General features: G+C 67.2%; 10 protein-coding genes. 5 read left to right on the forward strand and 5 right to left on the reverse strand.

Going from position 1 to position 11,504, the window contains the following annotated elements:
* Positions 1–99: 99 nt before the first annotated feature.
* Together amn and CAG31_RS19105 are read left to right on the forward strand one after the other, a co-directional pair.
* On the forward strand, positions 100–1,599 hold the full coding sequence (amn, locus tag CAG31_RS19100) for an AMP nucleosidase (RefSeq protein ID WP_170930001.1): 1,500 nt from the start codon (positions 100–102) through the stop codon (positions 1,597–1,599).
* Positions 1,600–1,671: 72 nt separating this feature from the next.
* The gene (locus CAG31_RS19105) at positions 1,672–2,307 is read left to right on the forward strand and encodes a pseudouridine synthase (protein WP_085584021.1); all 636 of its coding nucleotides are present in this window, start codon (positions 1,672–1,674) and stop codon (positions 2,305–2,307) included.
* Here CAG31_RS19105 and CAG31_RS19110 read toward each other — a convergent pair.
* Both CAG31_RS19110 and CAG31_RS19115 read right to left on the reverse strand, forming a co-directional pair.
* Complete coding sequence (locus tag CAG31_RS19110; protein ID WP_016773053.1) at positions 2,302–2,511, reverse strand: DUF2788 domain-containing protein; 210 nt, start codon at positions 2,509–2,511, stop codon at positions 2,302–2,304. The two genes, CAG31_RS19105 and CAG31_RS19110, sit on opposite strands and share 6 nt — an antisense overlap.
* A gap of 269 nt (positions 2,512–2,780) precedes the next feature.
* Entirely contained in the window at positions 2,781–3,260 is a 480-nt protein-coding gene (locus tag CAG31_RS19115; RefSeq protein ID WP_007909658.1) for an Lrp/AsnC family transcriptional regulator, read from the reverse strand.
* Positions 3,261–3,712: 452 nt separating this feature from the next.
* On the opposite strand from CAG31_RS19115, the gene CAG31_RS19120 reads away from it, so the two are divergent.
* Positions 3,713–4,807: a DUF6515 family protein gene (locus CAG31_RS19120; protein WP_085584024.1), complete on the forward strand. Its 1,095-nt coding sequence runs from the start codon at positions 3,713–3,715 to the stop codon at positions 4,805–4,807.
* On the opposite strand, the gene CAG31_RS19125 is transcribed toward CAG31_RS19120, so the two are convergent.
* The gene (locus tag CAG31_RS19125) at positions 4,797–5,708 is read right to left on the reverse strand and encodes a cation diffusion facilitator family transporter (protein ID WP_085584026.1); all 912 of its coding nucleotides are present in this window, start codon (positions 5,706–5,708) and stop codon (positions 4,797–4,799) included. The genes CAG31_RS19120 and CAG31_RS19125 overlap by 11 nt on opposite strands.
* A 19-nt stretch (positions 5,709–5,727) precedes the next feature.
* On the reverse strand, positions 5,728–6,147 hold the full coding sequence (locus tag CAG31_RS19130) for a polyribonucleotide nucleotidyltransferase (RefSeq protein WP_085584028.1): 420 nt from the start codon (positions 6,145–6,147) through the stop codon (positions 5,728–5,730).
* A 110-nt stretch (positions 6,148–6,257) separates the two neighbouring features.
* Here CAG31_RS19130 and hrpB point away from each other — a divergent pair, with 110 nt between their 5' ends.
* Entirely contained in the window at positions 6,258–8,777 is a 2,520-nt protein-coding gene (gene hrpB, locus CAG31_RS19135; protein WP_085584030.1) for an ATP-dependent helicase HrpB, read from the forward strand.
* A gap of 59 nt (positions 8,778–8,836) precedes the next feature.
* On the opposite strand, the gene CAG31_RS19140 is transcribed toward hrpB, so the two are convergent.
* Positions 8,837–9,751 carry a LysR family transcriptional regulator gene (locus tag CAG31_RS19140; RefSeq protein ID WP_085584032.1) on the reverse strand — a complete coding sequence of 305 codons (915 nt, stop codon included), beginning with the start codon at positions 9,749–9,751 and terminating at the stop codon, positions 8,837–8,839.
* Between the two features lie 240 nt (positions 9,752–9,991).
* Here CAG31_RS19140 and CAG31_RS19145 point away from each other — a divergent pair, with 240 nt between their 5' ends.
* The gene (locus tag CAG31_RS19145) at positions 9,992–11,485 is read left to right on the forward strand and encodes an aldehyde dehydrogenase (protein WP_085584034.1); all 1,494 of its coding nucleotides are present in this window, start codon (positions 9,992–9,994) and stop codon (positions 11,483–11,485) included.
* Positions 11,486–11,504 lie beyond the last annotated feature (19 nt).

The following is an 11,504-nucleotide window of genomic DNA, read 5'->3' on the forward strand; positions in this document are numbered from 1 at the left end:
GCAAAGCCGAGACGGTTGCTCCCACAGGTTTGCGCTTTGCCTCAAGGATTGCGGCAAAGCCAATCGCCACTGTTCCCGTGACGCCGCGTTGCAGGCAAGATGAAGGCCTGCAAGACAGAACACAGGAAGCTGACCGTGACCGAAGCGTTTATTGTCGTTCAAACCGCCGAACAGGCCGTGGACCTCTTGGCCGAGCTGCACGAGCGGGCCACCACGGCGCTGAGCACGGCGCTCAAGCGTTACCTCAAGGACCGCGCCGAACCGGACGCCGCACAGCGCGCCCTGTTCCGTTACCCCGAACTGCGCCTGACCTACCACTGCCAGGGCGAAGTCCCGCAGACCACCCGCGCCTACGCCAAGGTGCAGCTGCCGGGCACCTACAGCGTCACCGTCACCCATCCCAAGGCGTTTCGCAAATACCTGCTGGAGCAGCTGACGCCGCTGATGCACGACTTCACCGTCACCGTTGAAGTGGGCGTCAGCGAGCAGAACATCCCGTACCCGTACGTGGTCGAGCAGGGCGATGAGCTGGCCGGTTCAGGCGTCACCGCCGCGGTGTTGGCGCGGGTGTTCCCGAGCACCGACCTGTCCGCCGCCACCGACGGCATCGCCGACGGCCTCTACGACTGGGAAAACACCGACCCTCTGCCGCTGGCGCTGTTCGACGCCGCGCGGGTGGACTTCTCCCTGCGCCGGCTGGTGCACTACACCGGCAGCGACTGGCGCCACGTGCAGCCGTGGATCCTGCTGACCAACTACCACCGCTATGTTGACCAGTTCATCGTCCACGGCCTTGAGCAACTGCGCCGCGACCCGCGTTTCGTGCGCATGGTGCTGCCGGGCAACGTGATCATCGAGAAGGGCATGGATCACGGCGAGGCCTCGGCCATCGCCGCCGGCGTGGTGTGGCACCGTTACCAGATGCCGGCCTACCACCTGATCGCCAGCGACGGCCACGGCGTGACCCTGGTGAACATCGGCGTCGGCCCGTCCAACGCCAAGAACATCACCGACCACCTGGCGGTGCTGCGTCCGCACTGCTGGCTGATGATCGGCCACTGCGGCGGCCTGCGTCAGTCGCAGACCATCGGCGACTACGTGCTGGCCCACGCCTACATGCGTCGCGACGGGATCCTCGACCGGGTGGTGCCGCCGAACATTCCGATTCCGGCCCTGGCCGAGGTGCAACTGGCGTTGCAGCAAGCGGCGGCCAACGTCACCGGCGACAAGGGCGACGACCTGAAGAAGCGCCTGCGCACCGGCACCGTGCTGACCTACGACGACCGCAACTGGGAACTGCGCTGGGCCCAGGAGCGTCCGCTGATCAACCTGTCCCGCGCCGTGGCGGTGGACATGGAAAGCGGCACCATCGCCGCGCAAGGCTATCGCCTGCGGGTGCCGTACGGCACGCTGCTGTGCGTCTCCGACAAACCGCTGCACAGCGAGATCAAGCTGCCCGGTTCGGCCAACGCCTTCTATGAGCGTGCGGTCAGCCAGCACCTGAAGATCGGCATCGAGGCGGTGGACCTGCTGCGCACCGAACTCAACTCGCTGCACTCGCGCAAGCTGCGCAGCTTCGACGAACCGCCGTTCCGCTGACGGTTTGCCGTGGCCATTTGGCGGTCGGGGCACTAGCATGGTCGGCCCTGACCGTCAGATGTTGTTTTGCCCATGTCCCGTGCCCAACGCCCGCCTTCCCGCCGCCCCGGCGCGAAGCCATCCCCGACAGCCCCTCGCCGTGTCGCCAAGGCGCCGCCGGCCGAGCCGAAGCTGATCCTGTTCAACAAACCGTTCGATGTGCTGACGCAGTTCAGCGACGGCGAAGGGCGGGCGACGCTCAAGGACTACATCGACGTGCCCGGCATCTACCCGGCCGGCCGCCTGGACCGCGACAGCGAAGGCCTGTTGCTGCTGACCAACGACGGCCAGTTGCAGGCGCGCATCGCCGACCCCAAGCACAAGTTGGCCAAGACCTACTGGGTACAGGTGGAGGGCGAGCCGAGCGCGGAGCAGTTGCAGCGCCTGCGTGACGGCGTCGAGCTCAACGACGGCATGACTTTGCCCGCCGAAGCGCGGCAGTTGGACGAGCCTGAGCTGTGGCCGCGCAACCCGCCGGTGCGCTTTCGCAAGAGCGTGCCCACGAGCTGGCTGGAACTGGTGATCCGGGAGGGCCGCAACCGTCAGGTGCGGCGGATGACGGCGGCGGTGGGGCTGCCGACCTTGCGGCTGGTGCGGGTCAGGATCGGCGGGTGGACGCTCGACGGCCTCGATCAGGGCCAGTGGAAGGAAGTGCCGGCGCGCTTATAGGGCGCCGGACTCGATCAGGCCGATCACCACGCTTTTGATGATGAAGGCGGCCACGCCCAGACCCAGCACGAAGAACAGGATGAACGAGCCGAAGCGCCCGGCCTTGGATTTCTTCGCCAGGTCCCAGACGATGAAGCCCATGAAAATGATCAGGATGCTGACCAGGCCAGTCATCATCCACTCTTCGAACAGTGCTGGATCCATCGGACATCTCCGGCGCGTGCGGCTTGAAAGGGCGGCGGGGAGTATACGCCAAGGGCGGCGGCGCGGGGATCGGCCTGCGGCGGTGTGCCGCAGTCATCCGTCGCCGGCATCGGCGGTGTCCGGTGCACCGCCATCGCCAGCCGGCTGGCTCCCACAGGGGATCGCGTATGTCCGCAAAGCTGCTGTCACCCCAAACCCTGCAGGAGCTTGCCTGCAAGCGATGAGGCCGGCATTGCCGACATCCTGGTGACCGGCCTGTGAAGGGGCCTTCAGCTGCGCAGGTGGGTCAACGGAAGTTCGGTGCTGTTCAGGACCTGATTGAGCACGAAGCTGGAGCGCACGCTGGTCACCCCTTCGATCCGGGTCAGGTGGCCCAGCAGCAGTTTCTGGTAATGGTCCATGTCCGGCACCACCACCTTCAACTGATAGTCGGCATCCACCCCGGTCACCAGGCTGCATTCGAGCACCTGCGGCAGGGTGCGGATCGCCGCCTCGAAGTTTTCGAAACGCTCCGGCGTGTGCCGGTCCATGCCGATCAGCACATAGGCGGTCAGGCTCAGGCCGAGCATCTTGCGGTCGAGCAGGGCGACCTGGCGCGAGATGTAGCCGTCGTCCTCCAGTTGCTTGACCCGGCGCGAGCATGGCGAGGGCGACAGACCGATGCGTTCGGCCAGCTCCTGGTTGGAGATGCGGGCGTCGCGCTGCAGCTCCGCCAAAATGCTCAGGTCGTAACGGTCGAGTTTGCTCATCAATCTGTCCTTTGTGCTGTCTATTGCGGCGGATTATCTATCCAGGGTTAAAAATTGCGCAAGCGGTGTTTATTTGAGCAATCTTCGCAATCATCTGTCGCGGCGTCCGGCCTATCCTTATCACCAGAATCACTGCTCGGTAACACAGTCCACTGCGGCCGCCCAATCAGGCCTGCCGCGGCCGCCGCCCCCACCGGGGACGCGCCGGCCCCCGAGCTGCACACTGTCCAGAAGACGGGGTGAGGTGAGCCGGCGCCACAAGCGTCGAGCCAGGACGAAGTTCTCTGAAGGGGAGGCCGACGGGTCTCCCCTTTTTCTTGCCTGCGATTTGCCTGCCTTCGCGTGTGCGCGGCTCAATAAATAAATGCCGTGACTGATAACCTGTAGCAGAACCCGGTGTGTCGATTCCCGGTCTTAGCTACAAGCCCTAACCCCCCGCAGTGAGGAATTTCATGAAGTCGCGCATCTGGCGTCTGGCCGGTGTTGGTTTGCTGTGTGTGAGTGTCGGTGCGCAGGCGCTGGCCGATGAGCCGCAGAATCGCGGCCCGGACGGCGGCGGACGCGGGCCGGGGCATCAGGGCAACAATCAGGGGCGGGACGGCGAGCATCAGTCCCATGGGCAGAACGGCCCGCAGCAGAATCAGCCGCGCCCGCAGAACAACGAGATCATCCGCGGCGACAACAGCCGCCAGTTCGAGCACAACGGCCAGCAGCCTGGCAATGGCCAGTGGCAGAACAACGGCCAGCAGCACGGCAACGGCCAGTGGCAGGGCCACGACCAGAACCGCGAGCGCCCGGCCTACAACCCCAACCCGGTGCGCCAGCCGCCGCCACCGCCGCAACTGCCGGCCAACAGCCTGCCGATCCAGCCGCGGCCCGACACCGTGCGCCAGACTCAGGAGCCGCGCCCCGGCTACTACCGCGACGAGCGTCCGCAGAACGGCGGCTACCACCAGACCTGGCAGACCGGCAACCGGCCCGACGACCACCGCTGGCCCGGCCGCCCGGACGGTCGCGGCAACGGCTGGGGCCCCGGCCCGCAGTACCGGCCGGGCCATGTGATCGACCGCTTCCCGGACCGGGACTTCCGCGTGCCCTACCGCGGCCAGGACTATTTCTATTCCGGCGGCTACTGGTATCGCCCGCAGGGCCCACGCTACATCGTGGTTCAGCCGCCCCGCGGGATCCGCATCCAGTACCTGCCCGACTACGCCCGCGAAGTGTGGATCGGCGGCGCACTGTTGTTCCTCGCCGCCGGTTCCTATTACGCCTACCAGGAGGCGACGCAGGACTACATGGTGGTGGAGCCGCCGGTGCAGCCGTCGCAGCCGTCCGGAAACGGCTATGACGTGGAGGCCTATCCGGCCAACGGGCAGTCGCCGGAGCAGGTCCAGCGCGACGGTTACGAGTGCTATCAGTACGCGGTGCAGCAAAGCGGTTTCGACCCGCGCACCGCGACCTACCAGCCGGCGCCCGAAGTGGTGCAGGCCTACCGCCAGGCCCAGGGCAATTGCCTGAGCAGCCGCGGGTATCAGGTCAACTACTGATCCCGGTGCCGGCACGCGCGGCGTTCACCACTTCCTGCGGGTCGGCGTGCACCAGCACTTCGGCCCGCGGGTAGGCGGCGTGGATGGCATCCGCCGCCCGGTCGCTGATGCCGTGGGCCACGGTCAGGGTCAGGTCGCCCGGCAGTTCCAGGTGCAGTTGCACGAACCAGTGGTTGCCCGACACCCGCGTGCGCAGGTCATGGGCGCCCAGCACGCCGGGCACGGCGCAGGCCAGTTCGAGCATGTGCTGGCTGACGTCCGCCGGCAGTTCCTCGTCCATCAGCACCGCGAAGCTTTCCCGGGCGATCTGGATCGCGCTCCACAGAATGTAGGCGGCGATCCCCAGGCCGAACCAGGCATCCAATTGATTGAAACCCAGCCCCGCCAGCACCAGCGCAATGAGGATGCTGCCGTTGAGCAGCATGTCCGAACGGTAGTGCAGCGAGTCGGCGCGCACCGCGTTGGAGCCAGTCTGCTTGATCACCCGGTGCTGCAGCATCAGCAGCGCCGCCGTCAGCACCAGGGAAAACACGATCACGCCGATGCTCAGCCATGGCGCGCCGAGGGGCTCGGGGTGCTTGAGCCGTTCGAACGCCTGAAAGGCGATCAGCACCGCACTGCCGCCGATGAACAGCGCCTGGGCCATGCCGGCCAGGGACTCGGCCTTGCCGTGCCCGTAGCGGTGATCGTCGTCCGCCGGCCGCAGCGCGTAGTGCACCGCCAGCAGATTAAGCAGCGAGGTGACGCCGTCGAGGGCCGAGTCGGTGAGGCCGGCGAGCATGCTCACCGAACCGCTCAGCCACCAGGCGATCGCTTTGGCGATGACCAGCGTACAGGCCACCGCCACCGAGGCGCGGGTCGCCAGCCGCAGCAGGCGGGCGTGTTCGGGGCTGGAGGTCATGTCGGGAGCGGTTCCTTGTTCAAGCGGCCGGTTGCAGGCCGAACATCGCCAGTTGCTGGGCGCTGCCCTTGTGCCGGATCAGGCGCGGGTCGTCCAGCGGCAGGTGGCGGCCCAGTTCGCTTTCGAGGATAGCCTGCAATTTGAGGTTATCGACCTGACCGTCCGGGCCCACCGCTTGCTTGAGCTTGGCCGGATCGACCTGGGCCGTCTTGCCCGGCTCGAAGTAGATCGCGCCGGTGGTGAAGTCCACGGCGAACGCGATCAGGCCGGGGATGATGTAGAACAGCAGGCCCACGGCGTCGAGCACCGCGATGGCCGGGTCGATCTTGCCGTCGATCTGGCCGCGCCGGTCCGGGTAGAAGATCGACCCGCACGCGGTCACTTGGGTGAGCAGGGTGGCAACCAGTGCACCGCCGATCAGGCGAAAAGGTAAACGCATGGAAAAATCTCCTGAATCCTCTGATGACGAAGCGTCGTCGTGTGAAGTTAAGACCCTGACGAACACCTGGCAGTTCGCCGTTATACTCGCGACTCTGTTTGGGAGCCAGCATGATTTCTTTGCCGATCGACGATGTTCTACCCGCCCTGCGTGACGCGCTGGCGACACGCCACGAAGCCGTGCTCGAAGCCCCGCCCGGCGCCGGCAAGACCACCCGCGTGCCGCTGGCCTTGCTCGATGAGGCGTGGCTGGCCGGGCAGACCATCCTCATGCTCGAACCGCGCCGGCTGGCGGCGCGCGCGGCGGCCGAGCGGCTGGCCAGCGAGCTGGGCGAGAAGGTCGGCGAGACCGTCGGCTACCGCATCCGCCTCGACAGCAAGGTCGGCCCCGGCACCCGCATCGAGGTGGTCACCGAAGGTATCCTCACCCGGCGCCTGCAGGACGACCCGGCGCTGGAAGGCGTGGGTCTTTTGATCTTCGACGAATTCCACGAACGCAGCCTCGACGCCGACCTGGCGCTGGCGCTCAGTCTGAACGGTCGCGAGCTGTTCCGGGCTGAACAGCCGCTGAAGATTTTGCTGATGTCCGCGACCCTGGAGGGCGAACGCCTGGCCGGGCTGCTGGACGATGCGCCGATCCTGCGCAGCGAAGGGCGGATGTTCCCGGTGACCACACGCTGGGGCCGGCCGTACCAGCCCGGCGAATACATCGATCAGCGCGTCACCCAGACCGTGCTCGAAGCCCTGCATGACGAGCCCGGCAGCCTGCTGGTGTTCCTGCCGGGGCAAGCGGAGATCCGCCGAGTCCACCAGCAATTGGCCGACGCCCTCGGCGAGCGCAACGACGTGTTGTTGTGCCCGCTGCACGGCGAACTGGACCTGGCCGCCCAACGCGCGGCCATCGACCCGGCCCCGGCGGGCCAGCGCAAAGTGGTGCTGGCCACCAACATCGCCGAGACCAGCCTGACCATCAACGGCGTGCGCGTGGTGATCGACGCCGGGCTGGCGCGGGTGCCGCGCTTCGATCCCGGCAGCGGCATGACCCGCCTCGACACCCAGCGCATCTCCCGGGCCAGCGCCACCCAGCGCGCGGGCCGGGCGGGGCGTCTGGAGCCGGGCGTGTGCTACCGGCTCTGGTCGCAGGATCAACATGAACAACTGGCGGCCTACGGCAGCGCGGAAATCCTTTCGGCAGACCTGGCCGGGCTGGCGCTGCAGCTTGGCCGCTGGGGCGTGGCGCCCAAGGATCTGGTGTGGTTGGACGTGCCGCCCGCCGCCGCGTATGCGCAGGCGCAGGACTTGCTGCAGCGTCTCGGCGCGCTGGACGGCGACACCCTGACCCGCCACGGCCAGGCCATGGCCGAACTGCCGGCCCATCCGCGCATCGCCCATCTGCTGTTGCGCGGGCAGGCGCTGGGGCTGGCGGCGATGGCGTGCGATGTCGCAGCGCTGCTGGGCGAGCGTGACATCCTGCGCGGCGCCGGCGCCGATCTGCACAGTCGCCGGGTGTTGCTGTCCGGCGAAGCGCGGGCGGCCCGCGGTGCCCAGGGCGGTGTGCAGCGGGCCCGGCAACTGGCCAAGCAATATCGCGGCTACTTGCGCGGCAAAGCGAGCGAGCCGGTGGCCGACCCCGATCATCCGCGCTGGCTCGGCGCCTTGCTGGCGCTGGCCTATCCGGATCGTGTGGCCCAGCAGCGCAAGGCCGGCGGTGCCGAATACCGGTTGGCCAACGGGCGCGCGGCGCTGTTCGCCGAAGCCGACAGCCTGATGAAGGAGCCGTGGATCGTGATCGCCGACCTCGGCAGCCGCCAGGGCCAGCGCGAGGAGCGGATCTACCTGGCGGCGGATTTCGATCCGGCGCTGTTCGACTCGGTGCTGGCCGAACAGGTGCACAGCGTCGATCAACTGGACTGGGACGAACGCGAAGGCGTGCTGCGCGCCGAGCGCCAGCGCAAGGTCGGCGAGCTGATCTTGAGCCGCGAGCCGCTGACCGGTCTCGATGAAAACGCCCGCAGTCAGGCGCTGGTCAATCTGGTGCGGCGCAAGGGGCTGGAATTGCTGCCGTGGACACCGGAACTGCGCCAGTGGCAGGCGCGGGTCGGGCTGCTGCGCCAGCTCGACCTGGACACCCAGAGCGACAGCCAATGGCCGGACGTCAGCGACGCCACGTTGCTGAAAACCCTCGAAGACTGGCTGATGCCGTACCTGGGCAAGGTCTCGCGACTCAGCCACTTCGCCAACCTCGACCTGTCGAGCATCGTGCGCAATCTGCTGCCGTGGCCGTTGCCGCAGCGGCTCGACGAACTGGCGCCGCATCACCTGAGCGTGCCGTCGGGCTCGTCGATCCGCCTCGACTACAGCGAACATCCGCCGATCCTCGCGGTGCGTTTGCAGGAGCTGTTCGGCCTCGCCGACACACCGCGGATCGCCGGCGGCCGACAGGTGGTGAAACTGCACCTGCTGTCGCCCGCACGGCGGCCGGTGCAGGTCACGCAGGACTTGGCCAACTTCTGGCGCAGCACCTATGCCGAGGTGAAGAAGGATCTGAAGGGGCGCTACCCCAAGCATTACTGGCCGGACGATCCGTTGGTGGCGGAGGCGACGGCGCGGGCCAAGCCGCGGGGGACTTGAGCATCGGTGAGGGCGGGCGCTGTGCGCCCGAGCGGGAGCAAGCTCCCTCGCTACAGCTTTCAGGCACCCGCTTTGGCGGTCAGCTGTTCGCGGCAGTAATCGGCGAACAGCTGCGCCGGCTTGGTCAGTTGCCCGCGCTTGAGCCAGGCTGCCACCAAGCCTGAGCCGGTGACGTCTTCGACGATGTCCACGCACACCACTTTCTTGCCGTCGTAGGTGCATTCCGAGTGCGGGCGGGTGACCAGGATCGAGAAGCCGAAACCCTGGCCGACCATGCCGCGCACCATTTCGATGGACGGCGAGCTGAACTCGATCCGCGGGCTCAAGCCCAGCTCCTCGAACAGGCTGACGAAGTAGGTGCGGCTCGGCTGCACGTCCAGCAGGATCATCGGTTCCAGGCACAGGTCGCGCAGCGACACCTGCTTGAGCTGGGCGAAGCGGTGGTCCGCCGGCAGCAGCGCATACGGCCGCTGGGCCGGCATCAGGGGTTCGGTCTCGATGGTGGCGTCCAGGTCGTGCTTGTACAGGATCGCCAGGTCGAAGGTGCCGGAGGTCAGGCCCTGCACCAGCTCTTGCTGTTCGCCGTCGCGGATGCGGATCTTCACCCCCGGGTACAGCGCCGAGAACCCGGCCATCAGTTGCGGCAGGTACAGCGGCGCGACGGTCTCGAAACAGCCGATGTCGATCTGCCCGGCCACCACGTCGTTGTCGGCCAGGGCGTTCTGCTCGAACTCCTTGGCCATGCGCAGCAGTTCCTGGGCCTTGCGGAAGAACCGCGCGCCGCTGGGGGTCAGGGACACGCCCTGGGCGTGATGGCGGATCAGCAGCTGCACGCCGAAGCTGTCCTCCAGCCCCTTGATCGCCGTGGAGATCGCCGGCTGGGCGATGTACAGCTTGCGCGACGCTTCGGCGACGCTGCCGCACTCGACGGTGGTGATGAAGTACTTCAACTGACGCAGGTTGTAAGCGGCCACGGCAAACCTCAGGTCGAACGGATCTCGACATCCACGCAATTCATGTGCCGCCATCCTCCGTTCCGGCGACGGTGTTTTTTGTCCCTGAACAATAGCCTCATACGCGCGCGAGGGGGTTGTCCGCTGGTTAGCTTTTTCATTGCCTGCGAAGACATTTTTACTGGTTTTGCCGCTCGCGGGGGTGAGCGACTATCGACCGCACAAGAACAGGCATCACACCTCAACAGGGAGCATCCGACCGTGTTCGAACGTGCAGACTGGCAGCGCAAGGCCGCTGCGTTGAGCTTTCCCGACCTGGCCGTGATCGGCGGCAAACGGTGCGCCGCGCAGTCGGGGCAGACCTTTGCTGCGGTCAATCCGGCGACCGGCGCGCACCTGGCGGATGTCGCCGCGTGCGGCGAGGCCGACGTCGAGGCGGCGGTGCGCGATGCGCGTCAGGCGTTCGACAGCGGCGTCTGGTCCGGGCGCTCGCCCGTGGAGCGCAAGCAAGTGCTGCTGCGGCTGGCCGAGCTGATCCTGGCCCACCGCGAAGAGCTGGCGCTGCTCGACTCGCTGAACATGGGCAAACCGGTGATGGACGCCTTCAACATCGACGTGCCGGGCGCCGCCGGGGTGTTCCGTTGGTACGCCGAAAGCCTCGACAAGCTCTACGACCAAGTGGCGCCGAGCGCCGCGAACGTGCTCGCCACCATCACCCGCGAAGCGCTGGGCGTGGTCGCCGCCGTGGTGCCGTGGAACTTCCCGCTGGACATGGCCGCGTGGAAGCTCGCCCCGGCGCTGGCGGCCGGCAACTCGGTGATCCTCAAGCCCGCCGAGCAGTCGCCGTTCTCCGCGTTGCGCCTGGCCGAACTGGCGCAGGAGGCCGGGTTGCCGGCGGGCGTGCTGAACGTGCTGCCGGGGCTCGGCGAACAGGCCGGCAAAGCGTTAGGACTGCACCCCGACGTCGATTGCCTGGTGTTCACCGGCTCGACGCAAGTGGGCAAATACTTCATGCAGTACTCGGCGCAGTCGAACCTCAAGCAGGTGTGGCTGGAGTGCGGCGGCAAGAGCGCCAACCTGGTGTTCGCCGATTGCCGGGACCTGGAGCTGGCGGCGCAGAAAGCCGCGTTCGGCATCTTCTTCAACCAGGGCGAAGTCTGTTCGGCCAACTCGCGGCTGCTGGTGGAGCGTTCGATCCACGACGAGTTCGTCGAGCGCCTCAAGGCGCAGGCCGAGCGCTGGCAGCCGGGGGATCCGCTGGATCCGGCGAGCGCCGCCGGGGCCATGGTCGACGGCCGTCAGACCGCGACGGTGCTGCGCTTCATCCGCGAGGCCGAGCGCGAAGGCGCGACGCTGGTCTGCGGGGGCCGGCAGCTGAGCTTCAACGGCTCGGAGAACTTCATCCAGCCGACGATCCTCACCGGCGTGCAGCCGTCCATGGCACTGTTTCGCGAGGAGGTGTTCGGCCCGGTGCTGGCGGTGATCCCGTTCGACGACGAGGCCCACGCCTTGCGGTTGGCCAACGACAGCGTCTACGGTCTGGCGGCATCGCTGTGGACCGATGACCTGCACCGCGCCCACCGGGTGGCCCGGCAATTGCGGGCGGGGACGGTGTCGGTCAACAGCGTCGATGCGCTGGACGTCACCGTACCGTTCGGCGGCGGCAAGCAGTCCGGCTTCGGCCGCGACCTGTCGCTGCATTCGTTCGACAAATACACCCAGCTGAAAACCACCTGGTTTCAGCTGCGCTCATGACAGCCGCTCACAACAAGAA

Source organism: Pseudomonas sp. R25(2017), assembly GCF_002112565.1.
In the GTDB taxonomy this organism is placed as follows: domain Bacteria; phylum Pseudomonadota; class Gammaproteobacteria; order Pseudomonadales; family Pseudomonadaceae; genus Aquipseudomonas; species Aquipseudomonas ekonensis.